General features: G+C 36.4%; 19 protein-coding genes, 1 pseudogene and 2 riboswitches. Of the genes and pseudogenes, 4 read left to right on the top strand and 16 right to left on the bottom strand.

Annotated features, from left to right (window positions below; all coding sequences use genetic code 11):
* Nucleotide 1: 1 nt before the first annotated feature.
* The 12 genes and pseudogenes from cobA to TX86_RS04710 form a co-directional block, all read right to left on the bottom strand.
* Nucleotides 2-782 (bottom strand): annotated as a pseudogene (gene cobA / locus TX86_RS04765) (uroporphyrinogen-III C-methyltransferase).
* Between the two features lie 43 nt (nt 783-825).
* Nucleotides 826-2,205, bottom strand: a complete 1,380-nt coding sequence (locus TX86_RS04760) for a cobyrinic acid a,c-diamide synthase CobB (RefSeq protein WP_042346731.1) — start codon at nt 2,203-2,205, stop codon at nt 826-828.
* A gap of 32 nt (nt 2,206-2,237) precedes the next feature.
* Nucleotides 2,238-3,359, bottom strand: coding sequence for a cobalt-precorrin 5A hydrolase (locus TX86_RS04755; protein WP_042350167.1), 1,122 nt, complete (start codon nt 3,357-3,359; stop codon nt 2,238-2,240).
* Entirely contained in the window at nt 3,359-4,135 is a 777-nt protein-coding gene (cobM, locus tag TX86_RS04750; protein WP_042346727.1) for a precorrin-4 C(11)-methyltransferase, read from the bottom strand. Before cobM ends, TX86_RS04755 begins: the two co-directional genes overlap by 1 nt.
* Entirely contained in the window at nt 4,132-4,839 is a 708-nt protein-coding gene (cobI, locus tag TX86_RS04745; RefSeq protein WP_042346725.1) for a precorrin-2 C(20)-methyltransferase, read from the bottom strand. The genes cobM and cobI overlap by 4 nt, the downstream gene beginning before the upstream one ends.
* The gene (cbiE, locus tag TX86_RS04740; protein WP_195892860.1) at nt 4,836-6,053 is read right to left on the bottom strand and encodes a precorrin-6y C5,15-methyltransferase (decarboxylating) subunit CbiE; all 1,218 of its coding nucleotides are present in this window, start codon (nt 6,051-6,053) and stop codon (nt 4,836-4,838) included. Before cbiE ends, cobI begins: the two co-directional genes overlap by 4 nt.
* On the bottom strand, nt 6,013-7,140 hold the full coding sequence (locus TX86_RS04735; protein WP_042346719.1) for a cobalt-precorrin-5B (C(1))-methyltransferase: 1,128 nt from the start codon (nt 7,138-7,140) through the stop codon (nt 6,013-6,015). The genes cbiE and TX86_RS04735 overlap by 41 nt, the downstream gene beginning before the upstream one ends.
* 4 nt (nt 7,141-7,144) lie before the next feature.
* Nucleotides 7,145-7,792, bottom strand: a complete 648-nt coding sequence (locus TX86_RS04730) for a precorrin-8X methylmutase (RefSeq protein WP_042346718.1) — start codon at nt 7,790-7,792, stop codon at nt 7,145-7,147.
* Nucleotides 7,793-7,807: 15 nt separating this feature from the next.
* The gene (cobK, locus tag TX86_RS04725; protein WP_042346716.1) at nt 7,808-8,572 is read right to left on the bottom strand and encodes a precorrin-6A reductase; all 765 of its coding nucleotides are present in this window, start codon (nt 8,570-8,572) and stop codon (nt 7,808-7,810) included.
* A complete protein-coding gene (locus TX86_RS04720) occupies nt 8,569-9,474 on the bottom strand; it encodes a sirohydrochlorin chelatase (RefSeq protein ID WP_042346713.1) in 906 nt (301 codons plus the stop codon). Before TX86_RS04720 ends, cobK begins: the two co-directional genes overlap by 4 nt.
* A gap of 15 nt (nt 9,475-9,489) precedes the next feature.
* Nucleotides 9,490-11,145: a precorrin-3B C(17)-methyltransferase gene (cobJ, locus tag TX86_RS04715; RefSeq protein WP_042346710.1), complete on the bottom strand. Its 1,656-nt coding sequence runs from the start codon at nt 11,143-11,145 to the stop codon at nt 9,490-9,492.
* Between the two features lie 49 nt (nt 11,146-11,194).
* Nucleotides 11,195-11,560, bottom strand: a complete 366-nt coding sequence (locus TX86_RS04710; RefSeq protein WP_042346708.1) for a (2Fe-2S) ferredoxin domain-containing protein — start codon at nt 11,558-11,560, stop codon at nt 11,195-11,197.
* A 275-nt stretch (nt 11,561-11,835) separates the two neighbouring features.
* Nucleotides 11,836-12,027: riboswitch (cobalamin riboswitch) on the bottom strand.
* Between the two features lie 212 nt (nt 12,028-12,239).
* A riboswitch (cobalamin riboswitch) is annotated at nt 12,240-12,438 on the top strand.
* Nucleotides 12,439-12,634: 196 nt separating this feature from the next.
* On the opposite strand from TX86_RS04710, the gene TX86_RS04700 reads away from it, so the two are divergent.
* From TX86_RS04700 to TX86_RS04685, 4 genes are read left to right on the top strand one after another with little or no spacing between them, the layout of a single operon-like run.
* Nucleotides 12,635-13,384: an energy-coupling factor ABC transporter permease gene (locus TX86_RS04700; protein ID WP_042346704.1), complete on the top strand. Its 750-nt coding sequence runs from the start codon at nt 12,635-12,637 to the stop codon at nt 13,382-13,384.
* A gap of 1 nt (nt 13,385) precedes the next feature.
* Entirely contained in the window at nt 13,386-13,679 is a 294-nt protein-coding gene (locus tag TX86_RS04695; protein WP_042346702.1) for an energy-coupling factor ABC transporter substrate-binding protein, read from the top strand.
* Nucleotide 13,680: 1 nt separating this feature from the next.
* Nucleotides 13,681-14,469, top strand: a complete 789-nt coding sequence (cbiQ, locus tag TX86_RS04690; protein WP_042346700.1) for a cobalt ECF transporter T component CbiQ — start codon at nt 13,681-13,683, stop codon at nt 14,467-14,469.
* Nucleotides 14,470-15,315: an energy-coupling factor ABC transporter ATP-binding protein gene (locus tag TX86_RS04685; RefSeq protein WP_042346697.1), complete on the top strand. Its 846-nt coding sequence runs from the start codon at nt 14,470-14,472 to the stop codon at nt 15,313-15,315.
* A 54-nt stretch (nt 15,316-15,369) separates the two neighbouring features.
* Here TX86_RS04685 and TX86_RS04680 read toward each other — a convergent pair whose 3' ends face one another.
* From TX86_RS04680 to TX86_RS04665, 4 genes are all read right to left on the bottom strand, one after another.
* On the bottom strand, nt 15,370-16,827 hold the full coding sequence (locus TX86_RS04680) for a lmo1851 family serine protease (RefSeq protein ID WP_042350166.1): 1,458 nt from the start codon (nt 16,825-16,827) through the stop codon (nt 15,370-15,372).
* 54 nt (nt 16,828-16,881) lie between these two features.
* A complete protein-coding gene (locus TX86_RS04675) occupies nt 16,882-17,685 on the bottom strand; it encodes a M15 family metallopeptidase (protein WP_042346695.1) in 804 nt (267 codons plus the stop codon).
* A 139-nt stretch (nt 17,686-17,824) separates the two neighbouring features.
* On the bottom strand, nt 17,825-18,526 hold the full coding sequence (gene deoD / locus TX86_RS04670) for a purine-nucleoside phosphorylase (protein ID WP_042346692.1): 702 nt from the start codon (nt 18,524-18,526) through the stop codon (nt 17,825-17,827).
* A gap of 234 nt (nt 18,527-18,760) precedes the next feature.
* The gene (locus TX86_RS04665) at nt 18,761-19,531 is read right to left on the bottom strand and encodes a sporulation protein (RefSeq protein WP_042346690.1); all 771 of its coding nucleotides are present in this window, start codon (nt 19,529-19,531) and stop codon (nt 18,761-18,763) included.
* Between the last annotated feature and the right edge of the window lie 20 nt (nt 19,532-19,551).

Genomic DNA, 19,551 nt, shown 5'->3' with positions numbered 1-19,551 from the left:
ATCATAAAATTGTAGCTACTTCTCCCTCAAGAAGTTTTTCAAACCATTTCGTTTTCTCTCGTACTTGAATCACTTCACCTACAAGGAATATAGCCGGATGATTAATTCCTTCTTTCTCAGCTAATTCATGAATGTTTGCTAGATTTCCTGTTACCGTTCTTTGTTGTTTCGTTGTTCCCCATTCAATTACTGCTGCTGGAGTACTATCCCTTTTACCATTGTTTATTAACTGATCACAAATATACGGTAGATTTCCCATTCCCATATAAAAGGCAATAGTATCAATACCTGTAGCAAGCGCCTGCCAATTAATATTGTCCTGTTCCTTGTCCGCTCTTCCATGGCCTGTCACAATAGCAAAGCTTGAAGCATAATCACGATGCGTAACAGGAATGCCAGCATAAAGTGGTGCTGCTATTCCAGCCGTAATTCCTGGTACAATTTCATATAAAATCCCTTGTTTAGCAAGTACTTCTGCTTCTTCTCCAACACGACCGAATACGCCAGGGTCTCCACCTTTTAAACGTGTTACTATTTTACCTTCAAGAGCTTTTTCAACTAGTAACGCATGAATTTCTTCTTGTATAAGTGCATGTTTCCCAGGTAATTTCCCACAAAAAAATGAGCTCAGCACCTTCTTTTGCGTGCGACAATAACTCTTTATTGACTAATCTGTCATAAGCAATAACATCTGCCTGTTGAATGCACTCTAAACCACGTATCGTTAGTAATTTTGGATCTCCTGGTCCAGCACCAACTAGGTATACTTTTCCTGTCTTCATCCTTAATGCTCCTCTTCTTCATGATTCCTATGGTCAAATTACGTTACTGAATTTTACTTTTTTTAAATGTAGAGCAAGCCTGTACCCATTGCTCAGCAACTTTTGGATTAGAAGCAAAATGAAGATGCGTATATCCCGCAACAAGGTTATTTAAAGCATAGCCTTCTTGTTTCACTCCGCTTCTCCCTTTCGTTTCATATGCGGGTTGATAAGTGGAAGTTGTCTTATAAGTCGAATAATGAAATTCATGACCTTTCACTTGTTCGTCTGGACCAAATAAAAAGTTTTCTTCAGTGCCTTTAATTTCCCGGTAACCTAATGCCGCTCGTTTCGTTTGCATCGTAGTATCTCCTGGAATAATACCTACCATTTCAGAAACTTCTCCATTTGTATCCGTAATCGAATTCGTCAAATACATGTAGCCACCACATTCAGCTAATGTTGGCAATCCACTTTCGATTGCTTTTTTTATAGATTGCTTTACACCCACTTCTTTAGCAAGCTCAGCAGCAAATTCTTCTGGAAAACCACCACCAATATATAACCCATCTGCGTCTGCAGGAACCGATTCTCCTTTTAAAGGGGAAAAGAAATGTAACTTTGCTCCATATGCTTCAAGCAATTCGAAATTTTCTTGATAATAAAAGTTGAAAGCTGCATCTTTTGCAACAGCAATTGCGACTGTCTCATCGGTATGCTTATTAAAAATAGAATTTTCCCCTTGAATGATTGGAGTTGTTTCAGCTATAGCAACGAGCTTTTCAAGGTCAACGGTTTCAAGCATTAAATTCCCTAATGTCTCAAAGAAAGCATCTAGTTCTCCTCGTTCAATCGCTGGTACGAGCCCTAAATGCCTACTTGGAATATCAATATCATTTTCTTTCTTTACATACCCAAGTACTGGAATACCACATTCTTGTTCAATAGCTGTTTTGACAATTTTATAATGTCCTTCACTACCAACTCGATTAGCAATAACACCTACGATTTTAGGTTCACTCGAGAAGGTTTGAAAGCCTTTTACAATCGCCGCAACACTACGTGCCATGCTCGCACAATTAACAACTAAAATAACTGGACTTTCTGTTAGAACACTAATTTCAGCTGCAGATCCGTTATTAGAAGTCGGACTCTTCCCATCAAAAAAGCCCATTACCCCTTCGATAATAGAAATATCCGCATCGTTGCTATTTTTCGCTACAATATCTGTAACTGTTTCTTTATCAAACATCCAACTATCTAAATTACGTGAAATTCTGCCTGTAACAGCACTATGATAGGTCGGATCAATATAATCTGGACCACACTTGTAGCCTTGAACGGTATATCCTTTCTTTTGCAACGCTGCCATTAGCCCTAAAGTAATTGTGGTTTTTCCAACACCACTACCAGTCCCTGCGATTACTAATCTTCTATTAGCCAACTGTATCCCTCCTTCGTGCTACGCTATAATTATTAAAATGGAATTACCCCTACTGAAATAGTTGTATTACCTGATTTTTTCTTTACTAAAGCTAAATCGTCAGCACCTGAATAAATACGAACTGCTGGCTCACTAACTCCATATGCACCGGTATATTTATAAACCGTTTCAGATGGCTGCTCTATTTGGGCACTATTTAATTGTTCCGGACTATAATAAACAAACTCCCAATCATATTTAGCAGCAACAGCTAGCAAACCTTCTTCATCTTTCTTCAATTCAATTGTACAAAGAGCTTTGACGCTCTTAATGGATATTTTCAATTCAGCTAGAGTATCAATAATAACTTGTTCAATTTCTTCAGCTGATGTTCCTCGATTACACCCCATACCAATTGCAATGTTTTTTGGCCGATACACAACGCCATTTTGCAGAATATGTTCTTCCTTTTCTGATAAAATACGATGTGTAATCACTAATGCTGCTTGTGGTTCTTCCTTTATAGCTGTTTCAATATTATCGTATACAGTGAAATGTTCAGGCATTGGTCGATCAAAACTCCACCAATTTCGTTCACCCGCTTCTTGAATAATAGCTACTCGTTCTTCATTAACAACAGAAGCACTTACAGGAGTTAGTTTTTCAGCACTATCCCAAACCCAGCCAAACCGGTAGCCGAATAAGTCAACTGGAATTGTTTTCTGAACATCTGATGCAGTAGTAATAATAGCTCTTGCTCCTAAACATGCGGCTACTTCATGTGTTAGCTCATTTGCACCACCTAAATGACCAGATAATACACTAATAACATTTTCACCTTTATCATCAATAACAACTACACCTGGATCTGTTTTCTTGTCCTTTAATATTGGTGCAATCATCCGAACGACTGCACCTAAAGATATAATTAATATAATTCCATCATATTTTTGAAATAGTGCAGGTAAAAGCATGCGAACGCTACCTGAGAATAGTTGAATATTCTTTGCCGCCTCGTCACCTTGTTCGAACTTGCTCATATAATACAAATCCGATTGAGAAAATACACCGTGTAATTTTCTCGATAGCTCAACGCCATGCTTTGTGATAGCCACAATCGCATATTTATGCTTTTGGATAATCGGAGCTAATTCATTTTCTTTTAACTCAATAATCATGATTTCACACCTTTACGGTAACCATGTGTGAAGGTTGCATCATATAGTTTCGAGCGATATTCATCATTATCGTGAATTTCAGGGTCTAATGCCCATCCAGCTAGAATCATTGCATGTTTACGAATACCATTTTTACGCATATCTTCATCTAAATGCTCTAATGTTGTACGAACGATTTTTTGATCTGGCCAAGTTGCACGTTGAATAACCGCAATTGGTGTATCATTTCTCCAACCTGCAGCTTGAAGTTCCTTCATAATTTTCTTCGTTAACGTTGCACTTAAAAACATAGCAATCGTACAATGATGCTTCGCTAAATCTTGTAACTTCTCAAACTCAGGTACTGGCGTACGTCCTTCTGCACGAGTTAAAATGACCGTTTGTGTTAAGTCTGGAATTGTTAATTCAGCACCAATAGCAGCTGCTGAAGCAAACACAGAACTTACACCTGGAATGACTTCATAGCCAATGCCTTCTTTTTTCAGTAAAGCGATTTGTTCCATAATGGCACCGTACATCGCTGGATCACCAGTATGAATACGAGCAACTTTCTTCCCAGCTTTCACACGATCCACCATGATATCGACAATCTCTTCTAAATGCATACCCGCTGTTTTCAATACCTCTGCTTCAGGCTTTGCTTTTGCGATTAATTCATCATTCACTAGCGAATCGGTATATAAAATCACGTCAGCACTTTGTAAAATATTTAGTCCTTTAACCGTAATTAAATCTGGATCTCCTGGTCCCGCTCCTACAATATAGATTTTCATTTTCGCACCACCATTAACGTTAAGTATTCGAGCTCTACACCGTCTAATTCTTCTACATCCCAAATAATTTCTTCATCAGATGTGACCTTTGTAACAACTGATGCTTTTTTCAATAAATCTAAGTCCTTTAAGACTTGCACCATTAAATCTATTACCTTGGCAACTTTGATGAAAATGATGCAATCATGTTCTTCAATGACTCTTTTCATTTCAGCGTAATCATCTGTTGCTGGAACAATCGCTACATGGTCATCACCGTCAGCAAGTGGAATACCTAAACGAGATGCAGCACCATTAATAGATGAAATACCTGGTACCGTCTTAACTGGTACTTCAGGGTGAAGCTGTTTCATTAATTTCATCATATGGATGAATGTACTATATAAAAGTGGGTCACCCTCTGTTAAGAACGCCACATCTTTACCTTCTGCTAACTTTTCCCATACAAGCTCTACTGCTTTATTCCATTCTCTATCTAGAATGACAGGGTCTTTCGTCATTGGAAATACGAGCCCTAACATCTCTTTTTCACTTGGATTAATATATACTTCTGCAATACGATGCGCATAACTTTTACTACCTTTTCGCTTTTTTGGATAAGCGATAACAGGAGATTCTTTAATCATACGAAATGCTCTAACTGTAATTAATTCAGGATCTCCTGGACCAACACCTAAACCGTATAATGTGCCGATACTACTCATTGTTCAGCCTTCTTTCTTTTTGCAGTTATAATGTAAATTGGATTTAATGGTACGAAACGATTCATATGTAAAATCGGCTTACTTCTCGAAATTTGTGTAAGATTAATAGATGTCTCAAATCCTGAATCTTTGAATGCTTGATTCGCTAAATACAAGTTTTCAATCGTTGCAGCATTCAATACGATTCGTCCATCTTCTTTCAATCTCGTACAACATGTTTGAATTAGTTCAGCCATTTCTCCACCAGTACCACCTATAAAGACGGCGTCAGGATCAGGAAAATTCTCTAAACCAAGTGGAGCTTTACTATGAACAGCCGTTAAATCCACTCTGAATTTATGTTGATTTTGAAAGCAGTTTTCTAGGTCTGCTTCATTTTTTTCCATCGCATAAACTTGACCTTCGCAAGCAATTTTTGCTACTTCAATTGCCATGGACCCGGTACATGTTCCAATATCCCAAACGATGCTATTCTTTTTAAGCCTCAAAGCTGCAATGCTTAGTACACGAATTTCTTTCTTTGTTATTAATCCTTTGTCAGGCTTACGTTGTGAGAATTCTTCATCGTCGATACCTAGTAACCATTCAGGGCTTTCTCCCACCTTCTTTAAAATTACAACATTTAAAGGAGAAAACTTCTCTTGCTTCATCATCTCTAAATCATACCAACCGAATCTTTCATTCTCCGATTCTATGTTCTCAGCAACAAATGCTTCATACTCTGTCATCCCAAATCGTAGCAAATAATCAGCTATCACATTCGGATTATTATTCTCATCGGTAAGTAAAACAACTTTCGCTTTCCCGTCTATTCGTTGTGCTAATCCTTTCATACTTCTACCATGAACACTTGCAAAATAGGCATCTTGCCACGATTCGCCCATTCTTGCAAATGCTAGTTGAATGGAACTTAAGTAAGGATATATTTCTAGTTTCATTTTCTTAGAAAGATAGCCACCAATTCCGTAGAAAAGCGGATCACCTGAAGCGAGAATAACTGTACTTCTCTTCTCTTCCAGCAATCGTTCGGTTAGCTGTTTTAATCCATTTTTTATAATGATTTTTTCTCCTTTATAATCAGGAAAGAACTCTAACACACGCTCTCCGCCGACTAACACTTCACTATCTTCGATCCAAGATTGATAGAGTGGTAAAAGGCTTGCTTTTCCGTTATCACTTATCCCAATTAGTTTCATTGATTGTGTCAATGCCATCCACCCTTCCGAGTACTTCGCCTTTCATGGAGTATATCGTTGTACTTAATTCCATTTCTCCCTTTACTTCTCGTAATGATGAAAAACAACATGCTTCACAAAGAAGGTCGAAAAATGTCTTATTATTCTCGCGAAGCATAATATCACCAACTTGTGAAGCTGTATTGGCTTGTTCAACTTCCTCTATTACAGCTTCACTCGCTCCTGCGTTCTTCGCTACATTTGCTAAAAAATGAAAGTTTATCGGTGCACTTTTTGAATGAACCATCATTACACCTTGAGCTACTTTCGAGAATTTCCCCATCATGCCAACAAGTGATACTTTTTTAATCTCTAATCGTTTACAATGTTTTAGCGTAAAGCCAACAAAATCACCCATTTCAATAAAGGCTTCCTCCTTTAATTCCGGGTATTGAGCGATTGCATATCGCTCACTTCGTCCACCTGTTGTGAGTACTAAATGATCGCAACCTCCAGCTTTTGCTACACTTATCGCTTGAACAATACTCGCTTTATATGCCGCACTTGAAAAAGGAACAACCGTCCCTCTCGTTCCAAGAATAGAAATACCGCCTATAATTCCAAGTCGTCCATTTAATGTTTTCTTCGCCATCTCTTCACCTAGTGGTACAGAGATAACGACCTTTATTCCTTTTGAAACACCATATTCATCAATAATCTGTTGCACTGTTTCATGAATCATTTTTCGTGGTACTGGATTAATCGCCGCTTCACCAACAGCAATCGCAAGTCCAGGTTTCGTCACTCGACCCACACCAATACCACCATCTAATACGATGCCTGGCTCATCTAACCATTGAACAGTTGAAATGATTAATGCTTTATGAGTAGCATCCGGATCATCACCTGCATCTTTAATCGTTTCAGCACTCGCAATACAATCACTATAATCACAATTTTCAATCTTGAAAGTTGCGTCTTTCCCAACGGGTAAATGTATCGTAGCTTCTGTTTGCCGCTCGCCTGTAATTAATGCCAATAACGCCGCTTTCGTCACAGCTGTTGCACATGCTCCCGTTGTATAACCTTGACGTAATGTCGATGGATCTTTTGGTACCTTTTGCATAATGTTATTTCTGTTCAGCTAATAATGTAATGGCATTCAATGCAGCTACTGTGATTGTACTTCCACCTTTACGTCCAATATTAGTTATGAATGGAATATCTAGTTTAGCAAGCTCTTCTTTTGATTCAGCAGCAGAAACGAATCCAACAGGAAGTCCAATAATTAAGTCCGGTTTAGCTACTCCTTCTTTGACAAGACGAATCAATTCAAGTAATGCCGTCGGTGCATTACCAATAGCATAAATGCCACCTTCATTTTCTTCTAACGCTTTTCTCATTGAAATAATTGCTCTTGTCGTATTTAAACGTTTTGCTTCTTTCATAACATCTTCATCTGATATATATACATGAAGCTTACCACCATGTTTTTCAATACGATTTTTATTCGTACCAACTTGAATCATTTGAACGTCAGCAATTACATTTCTTCCATTTCGAATTGCTTGAATTCCAGCTTGAACAGCATCTTTATGAAATACCACACTTCTACCTAATTCAAAATCTGCTGAGGCATGAATAATACGTTGTACAATCGGATATTGTTCCTCAGTAAAATGATGCTCTCCAATTTCTTCAGTAATCATTTCAAAACTTTTACCTTCAATTTGTTGTGGTTGTACCGTTAACGGTTTAAACTCTGTATGAAAATCCATTTTCTTTTCCCCCATTTATCGTAATTGATCTTTTACTGATTGAACCAATGTGTCAAAACTTGAATACACATTGACATAATTAACTTTTGGTCTGGCAATCATGATTGTTTCAATCCCACTTTCCAATGCTGCTTCAAGCTTTTCATCTACTGAACCAACCTTGCCACTCTCTTTTGTAATCATTAAAGTTACGCCGTAATTGTTATACAATGCCTTGTTTAGCTCTTTCGAAAACGGACCTTGAATAGCAATGATATTCTTTTGTTCTACACCGAGCTGCTGACATTTTTCCATATTATCTAGACGTGGCAACATTCGGGCAATCAATCTAGTATCCTCTAAACCTAACAATTTTTCTGTGAAGATTTGTAATGTTTTACTACCAGTAGTTAGCATAATTACGCCACGCTTCGTTGCTGCTAACTCTGCTGCTTCACTATAATCATTCACAATTGTTAATTTTTCATGCTCGAAAGACTGCACGGTTCTTTCATATCTAAAATACGGAACGTTCGCACTATTAGCTGCCTGAAGAGCATTTTTTGATGCATCCTCAGCAAAAGGATGACTTGCATCCACTATTGTTTCATAGCCGTTTTTCCTTACAATTACAGTCATTTCCTCAGCCGTTAATCGCCCTACACGAACTGGTATATTTGCTTCTTTCAAGCTTTTTTCTGCTGATTCTGTCACCACGGTCGCCATAATTTTGAAACCTTCTTCTGTCATACGGATAGCTAATTCTCTCGCATCACTTGTACCTGCTAAAAATAAAATCATTTTGTAGTCTCCGCATGATGATGATGCTGCTCATGGTCGTGATCGTGATGATGATGTCCGTGATCATGGTCATGGTCATGATGGTGATGATGATCAATATGTTCCATAGCGTCTATACGATATTGACATGTATCACAATTCATCTTCACATCTCCTAGTAGTGCTTCCTCGACACGATCCTTCAACACATCTTGCAAGCTAGGATGATAACCAAAGTAATCTGCCAACACAATTTCACAATCAGTATATTGTTCTTTATAATTAGCTACCCATTTCGCCATGCGCTCCATTAGTATGCCTGTAAATAAGAAATACGGAAGCATCACGATTTTTTTAGCACCTAGCTTAATACAGCGTTCAACACCTTCATCCACAGATGGAGCTGTCACACCCATGAAAGCATTTTCTACATATTTAAACTGCAGCTTTTCCCATAGCAATCTTGAAATCTTATAAAAATCACTGTTTGCATCTGGGTCACTACCGCCTCGACCAATTAATAAAATCGCTGTATCATCATCTTTAGCTGTTGTATCAATACCAGCTTCCTTTATACGAGTTACTAGTATATCTAACACTTGTTCATGGATACCAATCGGACGTCCGTATGTAAAACGAACAGTCGGATATTGCAAACGAGCTTCGTCAATCGCAGCTGGAATATGAATTTTCGAATGACCAGCTGGTAAAAGAATAATCGGAATAACATAGACATCCGTTGCTCCTCTATTCACACACGCCTCAATTCCTTGTGGTATATTAGGTGTTTCAAATTCTAAGAAACAAGTCTCAATAATTAACTCCTGACTCATACTTGGAAGCATATTTTCTACAAATTTACTTACTTCCTTGTTACCTTCTTTTAATTGACTACCGTGTCCAACAAACAAAATAGCTTTCATCGTTGTTTCCTCCCTTTAATCCCCACAAGGTGCAGGCTCAATTTCAATCTTCGGAGCCATATCCTGATATTTATATCCTTGAATTTCTTTTACTCGTTTAAAATATTTAAATAAACGCTCATTTGGATGCGCTTTTTCTTTGTATTCTTCAATTATTGCTGTCACTTTATCTATAATTTGCTCTGGAGGAATTCCTTCAGCTACAGGTTGACCAGGGTGAGCTGTTCTTCCCACTGGTTTCGCTCCGAGGAACAAATCAAACTTACCTTTCCGAAACACAATACCGATATCATCCATAACCGCTTTATAACAAGCCATACCACAGCCGTTAATGCCGACAGTTAATTCTTTAGGTAGCGATAAACCACCTAGTGTTCGCTGTATTTCTTCGGCATATGGAATGGCATCCGTTTTTTCTCCATCACAAAAATCACAGGCTTTTACAGTCAAAACATCCCCTATAGGTGAAAGTAAAAATCCTGCATTTGATAACTTGGATGTAACCGTCTCCGGATCACTTGTTGGTATTCGTAAAACAATTTGATGATTTGGTGTGTATTCCATCGTTCCTTTTTCACCAACTACTTCAACTAAAGTTGTCATTTGCTTCGTTGTAAACTGTTTATTCGCAACTCCAGGACTTACTGCTAATTCAAAAATCGACTCAATCTTTTGCTGCACATATGTAATTGCCTTTTCTCCTAATTCTTCCTCATCACCATCAATCATGGATAACGCTTGAAGTGCCATATCTAGAGAAGAAACTTTTTGGAAGGGCAAATCAATAGTAGGAGCTTTCTCCACGACTTCCGTTGTTATCTGTTCATCTATAGAGCTCATTGATTCTAATGACCATGGCTCTGCTTCTTTACGTAAACGTTGATGTGGTTTTAACGGTTGCTTCTCTGAGCCTAATGTGTATTTACGTTGATATCCTCTAGGGGTAATCATTTTATTGTCATAGAAAAACGTAGAAGAGTTCCCAATAACAACGGTAGTTAACATACCGATTTCATGATTAAGCATTTCACTTAAAGTCGTCATAATAACACTTTGTCGGTCACGATAAGCACTTTTTACTAATCCAACTGGTGTATCTGGTGAACGGTATTTCAATAAAATCCGTTGTGTTTCAACGATTTGTCTAGTTCTTCTACCACTTCTCGGATTATATAATGCGATAACAAAATCCGCTTGAGCCGCCGCTTCTACTCGTTTAGCAATTAAATCCCAAGGTGTTAAATGATCACTAAGTGAAATAGTACAAGAATCATGCATAATCGGTGCTCCAAGTAAAGAAGCACATGAATTAATGGCTGAAATACCCGGAACAACTTCGATTTCTACTCCTGTTGCTTCCGTCCAACCTTTTTCGATTAACACTTCATACATCAATCCAGCCATACCATATACTCCTGAGTCACCGCTCGATATGACCGCAACCTTTTTACCAAGTTCAGCTTGTTTAACTGCTTCTTGAGCTCGACTTACTTCTTCTGTCATTCCTGTACTAACAACTGTTTGCTTAGTAAGTAATCCTCTAATTAAATCCACATATGTTTTATAACCAATTATTAAATCACTTTCTTGAAGTGCTTCCACTGCGCGAGCTGTAATATGATCAAAACTCCCTGGTCCAAAGCCAACTACATATAGTTTTCCTTTTTCCATCAACTAAACATCCTTTCCCCACCATGATGTTAGGTACTCTATGTTACAATTACTTCTTCTTTGAAATACCTTTGATTGCTGTATATTCTTCATTTCTTGTCATTTCACCATTAATTACTTCATAGCTAACATACTCTCTTAAAGGAGCTTGATTATAAGTTCTAACAATCTCTCTACCAACATCAGCAGTTAGAGAACCGTACCAATTCCCCTTTGGATATTCGATTACCACTGGGGCGTCTTTACATCTTCCATTACAACGAGTTCTAGTCGTATGAATCTTATCGTCTAATCCAAGTTTCGTAATTTCATCACGTATCGCTAACGTTACTTCCTCCGCATCTTTTCGATTGCAACTACTGCCATTGCACATAAACAAATGTGAGCATGTCCCATTTAAGTTCCAAGTTGTCATTTCCCATCCCCCAAATCTTGTATTCCCCCATAATGAGTCATTCTTTTTTTCGAAAACAAAATTAGAAAAACACGACTTATCGCTCCTAATGGCGAAAGTCGATGTCTTTTCTTATACTTTATTCCTTTAAAGAATTTAAACTTTCGTAAAGTATAAAAAAATCCTACTCTCAAAGAATAGGATTTCATAAAAAAGCCACATGTAAGAAACAGAGATTCAAGAAATCTCGTTTATTCCAAATCAAAATTAGCTCTTCCACTCTTCCCTCCGAAAAGTTCGACTCGACATTAAAAGCAGGTCTCCTGGCTTAGCTTCAGTTTACTCTTGTACCTTCCCGGCTCTTAACCAGTGGTATTCACAATTTCATCAGCTTTACAGTAGCGGGGGCTGCATCGGTCTTTCACCGATTTCCCTTTTACCTTTTGCATACAATCTATACAAAAGGAACTTTTAACATTTAATTAATTTTATTATTAAAATTGTTGTAAATATTTCAAATTTTAAACTACGTACATCATACACTATATTCATTTTTTTTCAACAAAAAAATGATACTGCTTATTATTCCTGACTTTAGTACCACTAAAAAATAATGCAGTAAAAACCTACCAAATTTTTATTTTTCTAAATATTTGTGGAACTATATGTTTTTTCATGCTACACTATTCCATGGAATTTATAACTACATATGCTTTATGGTGTGAAATATTATTTAGAGAGTATTTCGCTTAATAGGGAATCCGATGTAAATTCGGAGCGGTCCCGCCACTGTAACGAGGAGCTTTATTATTTTAAGTCACTGTTTTATAGATAAAATGGGAAGGCATAATAAAGTGTTGAATCGAAGCCAGGAGACCTGCCATAAAGGTTTATCAATCTATTACCTACGAGGATAGGTGTGCGAGTATAATAATTTGAATTTTTTATTATTAAATCAATCATTTTATTTACGAATCGGGCACTTCTCCCACTTTGGGACAAGTGTTTTTTTGTGCTTTACTTTCTATCCACGTTGTTTTTTGATCGTACACACTGTTAGTTCTAAATTCTAAAACTTACAAAGGAGATTAAAAAATGCGTAAAAAGGCTAGCTTTAAAATTATGTACTTTATTTTATTTTTACTTCTTGTACCTAAGCAAGCATTTGCCATGCACATTATGGAAGGCTTCCTACCAGTCGAATGGGCAATTTTTTGGTGGGCTATTTCGTTGCCATTCCTAATTGTTGGCTTACTTGCAATAAAAAGAAAAATAAAAGAAAATCCAGAAACAAAAATGATGCTCGGTTTATCTGGAGCGTTTGCATTTGTATTATCAGCATTGAAAATCCCTTCCGTTACAGGAAGCTGCTCACATCCAACAGGGGTTGGCTTAGGGACGGTTTTATTCGGACCTGCTGCGATGAGTGTCATTGGTTTTATCGTTTTGTTATTCCAATCTTTATTATTAGCTCATGGTGGATTAACAACATTAGGTGCCAATACATTTTCAATGGCCATTGTCGGGCCGTTAGTATCATATTTCATTTTTAAAAGCTCTCAGAAAGCAGGATTTTCTTTTTCGATTGCTGTATTTTTGGCAGCTGCATTAGGAGATTTGGCTACATATGTAATGACATCTGTTCAACTAGCTTTAGCTTTCCCATCAGAAGCAGGTGGTTTTGTAGCTTCATTCACTAAATTCTCAGGAATTTTCGCATTAACACAAATTCCATTGGCAATTAGTGAAGGTATTTTAACAGTTGTTGTTATGAATGTTTTACGTAAATATAACGTGAAAGAATTAAAAATGTTGCGCGTGTTTTCTTCAAAGGAGGCACATTAATATGAAAAAAAATCTCGTTCTCATTTTAATTGTCGTTCTTCTTGCTGTGTTTCCACTATTCATTCAAAAAGGTGCTGAATTTGGTGGAGCCGATGGTAAAGCTGAAAGTGAAATCGGTAATATCGCGCCAGATTATGAACCATGGTTTAGTTCCATTTGGGAGCCACCAAGTGGTGAAATTGAAAGCTTATTATTCTCACTACAAGCAGCAATTGGCGCTGGATTCATCGGCTACTTTGTTGGCTTGAATAAAGGCAAACATAAAAAATTTACACAAAAAAGAAAAGAAGAATAACATGTTATTAATTGATAAATATGCTTATTTTAACAGACTAAGTGAAACACATCCTGTAGAAAAAATGGTTTTCTCACTTACTTTAATGATTTTTTCTTTAGCTGTTAAAAACGTACTTGTTTCACTCATCACTTTTATAGTGATGAGTGCTTTTACTATTTTTGCGGCTAAAATACCGTTTACCTATTATGTAAAACTATTATTATTACCTGCTATGTTTCTACTATCTGGTCTTGTAACTTTACTTCTCTCATTTGCTGATTTTCATTCCGTTACAATGGAGACTATTTGGGAATTACAAGTAGGTAAATGGGTGATTTTCATTACGAATGATTCAGTCCAACGGGCCGCTACACTTTTTTTTACGGTTCTCGGAAGCATTAGTTGTTTATATTTTTTAACATTAACGACACCATTAACGACGATATTTGATATATTACGAAAACTAAAAGTTCCCAAACTCTTAATTGAACTGATTGAGCTAACCTATCGATTTATTTTTGTTTTTCTTGATACATCACTAGAAATATTCCGATCACAACATGCTAGACTCGGCTACTTTACAATTAGACAAGGTATTCAATCGCTCGGACTTCTCATCTCAACATTATTCGTGCAAGTATTTAGACGTGCCAATGAACTAAACATTGCTATGCATGCAAGAGGATATCATGAAGACCTCAACTTTTTACAGGCAACATATCATTACTCTACTAGGAATTGGGTCATCATCATTAGCATATTCACTGCTATTGCGATGGTCTATTATGAGTTTGGGGGCATAATATAAATGGATAATTATTTTGATATAATTAACTTAACACATCGATATGCCGATGGAACCGTTGCTTTAAACAATCTTTCTTTAACAATAGGCAAAGGTAAAAAAATCGCATTATTAGGCAATAACGGTGCAGGTAAATCTACGTTATTTCTACATTTGAACGGAATTTTAGAGCCTTCTAGCGGTACGATTCAATTTAATGGAACAAAGATGAAACATGACCGCAAATCATTGTTTCATTTACGTAAACAAGTGAATATTGTATTTCAAGATCCGGATTCGCAATTATTTTCTTCTAACGTACTTCAAGATATATCATTTGGGCCACTAAATTTAAATCTATCTCAAGAAGAGGTCCTACGAAGAGTAGAGTGGGCCATGCAGCAAACAGAAGTAGAACAATTCAAACATAAACCAACGCATTTCCTAAGCCTTGGACAAAAGAAACGAGTGGCGATTGCTGGTGTTTTGGCAATGGACCCTGATGTATTCATTCTTGATGAGCCTACGGCTGGTTTAGATGCTTATTTTTCCAAACAAATTATGAACGTATTAGACCTTATTCACGGTCCAAACAAAACCATTATCTTATCTACTCACGATGTGAATTTAGCCTATGAATGGGCAGATGAAATCATTGTCATGAATGATGGTGAGATTATTTATACTGGAGACCCCATTTCAATTTTTCGTAAGAATCATTTAGTACAGCAAGCTCATTTAGAGAAACCTTGGATCTTAGAAACGTTTGACGAGCTTTTACAAGGTAAACAACTGTCTTCGAACGTGGAAGTACCTAGAAGAAAAGAAGAGTTATATACTTTAATCAAGAAAGTTGAAATAACGGTTTAACAACAAAAAAGAGATGATCAGCTAACGCTGTATCATCTCTTTTTTCATATAATCTTACTTCATTTTTTCAGTAAGAATTTCAACTGCTTTATTTAATTGAGTGTCATTCGCTAAGATTTTTTCACGAAGTTTATTCATTAAAGCAAGTGTCGTTTTATCTTTCAAAATTCCGTTCTGTTCTAACTTCACATCTTTTTGAAGTTGCATAACAGCCGTTTTTGTATTTTCATCATAAATGCCATCAACTTTTCCTGGTTTATAGCCAAGTGCTTCAAGCATTTGCTCTGCTACTTTCACTTCTGATGATGTAGTACCCTCTTTCAATTCCTTGTCAGGCGAAATATACGTTAGATGTGCATACGATGGTAATGCCACCTTCACATCCGGTTCAATTCCTTTTTTATGAATCCAAGTACCATTTGGAGTTAACCATTTACCCGTTGTATATTTAATATTCGACCCATCTTCTAGGTCTTTCGCTGTTTGAATTGTCCCTTTACCGAATGATTTCTCACCAACAAGAGGAATTCCTGCTGATTCTTTAACAGCCGCAGCGACAATTTCAGATGCACTCGCACTTCCTTCATCAATTAAAACAACAACTGGGAATGTTGCAACATTGCTATTTTCTGATTTAATAACTTGTTTATTACCATTACGATCTTCGATTTGGAAGAGTGCTTTATCTTTAGGAACAAACATACTAGCAATTTGCATAGCTTGTTCCATAATGCCACCTGGATTTCCTCTTAGGTCTAAAACTAAACCTTTCATCCCTTTAGCTTTCATTTCTTCTAAAGCTTTCGTAAGTTCGACAGTTGTATTATCAGAGAATGAAGATACATGAATCTTGGCAATATTATTATCTAGCATTTCAGCATAAACTGTTTCAATAGGAATCGTATCTCTAACTAAATTAACTGTGAAAGGCTCTTCTTGTCCTCTTTGAATAATCAAAGCAACCTTTGTACCTTTCTTACCTCTAATTTTAGATACTGCTTCTGTTGAACTTAAACCCTCAAGACTTTTACCATTTACACTTAAAACAATATCATTTGGCTTTAATCCGGCTTTTTCAGCTGGAGAACCTTTTATTGGTGATACAATCACGATTTTCGAATCTTTCTCTTGTATTTCAGCACCAATACCTTCAAATGATGATGAAATCACATTGTGGAAATTCTCAGCTTCTGCAATATCCATATAATCAGAATATGGATCATCCAGCGAATCAATCATTCCATTAATCGCACCATTTACCAATTTTTCTTTATCTACCTTTGTATAGTACTGGCTTTCAATTGTATCAAATGTTTCATAAAGCTTATTAAATTCCGAGCGTTGGTTCACGATATTTGGCTGAACTTTCTCATCTCCGAATGTTAGCGCAATCGTAGTAATACCTGCTGTTAAAAAAATCAGCAAGAACACACCCATGATAAAGTGAAATTTTTTAAACTTCACATAGGATGGATTTTTGTGCTCGTCCTTCACCTTGTTTTCCTCTTCCATATTCTCACCACTTTCACTCACATACGCGTATATCCGCCTGATTTATCATAACATTTAAATTTCTTTAACAACATTAAAGTATTCTTCTAATGTCAAACCTTTTTCGTAGATCGTTTTTGCGAATTCTTTACCTACATAACGGAAATGCCATGGCTCATATTTGTAGCCCGTAATATTCTCTTTTCCTTTCGGGTAACGAAGGATAAAGCCATATTTATGAGCATTTGTAGCCAACCATTTACCTTCTGGTGTATTCTCGTACTCCTGCGTTAAAAGTAAATTAACAGAGCGACTAGAAATATCCATTGTTAAACCTGTTTGATGTTCACTTTGACCTGGAATAGCAACAGCTTCCTCAGCTTTTTCTAATCCATGTTGTTGTACTTCTGCATCGAATAGGACTTTTTGTCTTGCATACGAACGGTAACCTGAAACTGCGTACAACTCAATACCCTCGGCTTGAGCTCCATTGAACATTTGTTCAAGTGCAGTAGCTGCTTCCTGTCTTAACAAAGCTTTTTCAATTTGTTCATCTCCAAAAGAATAATGAACATTTGCACGAACAAGATCAGATGGAATATAAGAATCCGACAGATAATACGTCTTATTCACTAATACGAGAGTATTCTCTGAGTTTTGTATAACCTTCTTCCCACCTGTTTCAACAATTTGATTGAAGTATTGTGCTGGTAATGTTAAAACATCATCAGCAGCTTGTCCATTCTTTTCTTCTTGCTTTTCAGAAGTTTGCTGTTCTTTAGAAGAGTTTCCCTCATCGTTCGTAAAACTATTCTGTAGGGATTGACAACCACTTAACAACGTTACTGAAATAAGCGCCCCTATTAATTTTCTGTTCATATTCAAATGTCCTCACCTTTGTTTTCTTTCTTTGGCTATCTTTATTGAAATAATAAAAAAGAATGCCTAATCTCTATTGTATACGAATAAATCGTAACAGCATAGTGACAGGGCATTCTCTTTGTTACATTCATACGTTTTATTCTTTAATAGCCGCTTCTAGAGCTACTTCAATCATTTCATTGAAAGTAGTTTGTCTTTCTTCAGAAGTAGTTTCTTCACCTGTTAATAAGTGATCACTTACAGTTAATACGGAAAGAGCTTGTCTTCCAAATTTCGCTGCAATTGTATATAACGCTGAAGATTCCATTTCTAAAGCTAGAATTTGATATTGAGCCCATTTCTTATGGTCTGCATTATCATTATAAAACATATCTGCTGTAAATACATTACCTACTTTTAAATTAAGACCTTTTTCAACACCAGCATCAAATGCGTTCTTTAATAATTCAAAGTTAGCTGTTGGTGCATAATCAATACCAAATGTTAATTGGTTTGCTCTTGAATCTGTTGAAGCAGACATTGCAAGAATAACATCTCTTACTTTTACATCTTCTTGAATTGCTCCACAAGTACCAACACGGATTAGCTTCTTCACATCATAGCTTTGAATTAATTCATTAACATAGATTGAAATTGAAGGTACACCCATTCCTGTTCCTTGAACAGAGATTTTCTTACCTTTATAAGTACCAGTATAGCCTAACATACCACGCACTTCGTTATAGCATGTTGGATTTTCTAAAAATGTTTCAGCAATATATTTTGCTCGTAATGGGTCACCCGGTAATAAAATAGTATCAGCAATTTCGCCTGGTTTTGCTCCTATATGTACACTCATCGTTAAATCCTCCTAATAACATATTACAATCCTTACTATACCATAACTTTTTTACCTTATTGAATTGTAAGATGGTTGCAAATAATTAGACTATCTTTCACTTCAATACTATTATTCCCAACTATAATAAGCTAATTCTTCATTAACATAGAATTATTTTTCACATATAAGTAGCTTACAGCTTAAAAGGGCACACAAAAAGTAATTAATATCACTTTTTGTATGCCCCCTTCATTAAGAATAACGTGAAATAACTTGAGTAAGTTTTTCCTTCATATACGGCACATCTTGTTTTGATAAATCTAAACGCACCATTGTCTCATCAACATCAAGTGCTTCGGCAAACAAACCAGCTAAGCCTCTTGCTTTTCGATCTACTTCTAATAATACTTCAGCACGATCCGTATTTACTTGATAAAATACAAATTCCAATTCATCTAGTAAGCCTCTAAACTGACCACTAGTAGGGACAAATTCAAACTCTTGAATATAAGGCATTCTTTTTCTAAATTTATATGGAGCTTGTTCACATTTCGCACTTCTAAGCTTAAAACCTAAATCAGTAAGTGCTAAAAACGCCGAATGGATAAGTGGCGTTGGAGTAACTTTAATATAATCTTCATCTTTTGGATCTACAGCATTTTTAATATCTAAACCAGTCGCAATCCATACTTTTGTAACGCCATATGTTAATGGTGTATCGAGAGGTAAAGTAAATGAAAAAGGAATATCCTTCACTTCATTTGCAGCAATTGAAAAGGGCTCATTGATTCGAATTCGTTCAATTGTTGCTGTTTCATGATATTTTTTATCGCCACTTTCTTTTTCATACTTCGTATGTATCGTTAAATAGATTTCATCTATTTGTTGTTCAACATTCCCTCCAGTAATTTCTACAACTCCCTTTACTTGATCTCCTGGATAGAAAGAATCTTTTTCTAACTTCGTATCTACTCTTGCACTGCCCATTCCTAAACTTGCTAAAAATTTGTTAAACATCGACATGAGAATTCCTCCACAAAGTA

Origin of the sequence: Bacillus massiliigorillae (assembly GCF_000380245.2) — a bacterium.
In the GTDB taxonomy this organism is placed as follows: domain Bacteria; phylum Bacillota; class Bacilli; order Bacillales; family DSM-1321; genus Bacillus_AD; species Bacillus_AD massiliigorillae.
This window is presented reverse-complemented; position numbering and strand designations above follow the sequence as displayed.

Coding starts and splice junctions, on each gene's coding strand:
- cobM (WP_042346727.1), bottom strand. CDS start 4,135: ATGAAAATCTATATTGTAGGAGCGGGACCAGGAGATCCAGATTTAATT.
- TX86_RS04685 (WP_042346697.1), top strand. CDS start 14,470: ATGGATAATTATTTTGATATAATTAACTTAACACATCGATATGCCGAT.
- TX86_RS04720 (WP_042346713.1), bottom strand. CDS start 9,474: ATGAAAGCTATTTTGTTTGTTGGACACGGTAGTCAATTAAAAGAAGGT.
- TX86_RS04675 (WP_042346695.1), bottom strand. CDS start 17,685: ATGAACAGAAAATTAATAGGGGCGCTTATTTCAGTAACGTTGTTAAGT.
- TX86_RS04700 (WP_042346704.1), top strand. CDS start 12,635: ATGCGTAAAAAGGCTAGCTTTAAAATTATGTACTTTATTTTATTTTTA.
- TX86_RS04735 (WP_042346719.1), bottom strand. CDS start 7,140: ATGCAAAAGGTACCAAAAGATCCATCGACATTACGTCAAGGTTATACA.
- TX86_RS04665 (WP_042346690.1), bottom strand. CDS start 19,531: ATGTCGATGTTTAACAAATTTTTAGCAAGTTTAGGAATGGGCAGTGCA.
- cbiE (WP_195892860.1), bottom strand. CDS start 6,053: ATGGCATTGACACAATCAATGAAACTAATTGGGATAAGTGATAACGGA.
- cobI (WP_042346725.1), bottom strand. CDS start 4,839: ATGAGTAGTATCGGCACATTATACGGTTTAGGTGTTGGTCCAGGAGAT.
- TX86_RS04710 (WP_042346708.1), bottom strand. CDS start 11,560: ATGACAACTTGGAACTTAAATGGGACATGCTCACATTTGTTTATGTGC.
- deoD (WP_042346692.1), bottom strand. CDS start 18,526: ATGAGTGTACATATAGGAGCAAAACCAGGCGAAATTGCTGATACTATT.
- TX86_RS04695 (WP_042346702.1), top strand. CDS start 13,386: ATGAAAAAAAATCTCGTTCTCATTTTAATTGTCGTTCTTCTTGCTGTG.
- TX86_RS04680 (WP_042350166.1), bottom strand. CDS start 16,827: ATGGAAGAGGAAAACAAGGTGAAGGACGAGCACAAAAATCCATCCTAT.
- cobJ (WP_042346710.1), bottom strand. CDS start 11,145: ATGGAAAAAGGAAAACTATATGTAGTTGGCTTTGGACCAGGGAGTTTT.
- cobK (WP_042346716.1), bottom strand. CDS start 8,572: ATGATTTTATTTTTAGCAGGTACAAGTGATGCGAGAGAATTAGCTATC.
- cbiQ (WP_042346700.1), top strand. CDS start 13,681: ATGTTATTAATTGATAAATATGCTTATTTTAACAGACTAAGTGAAACA.
- TX86_RS04730 (WP_042346718.1), bottom strand. CDS start 7,792: ATGGATTTTCATACAGAGTTTAAACCGTTAACGGTACAACCACAACAA.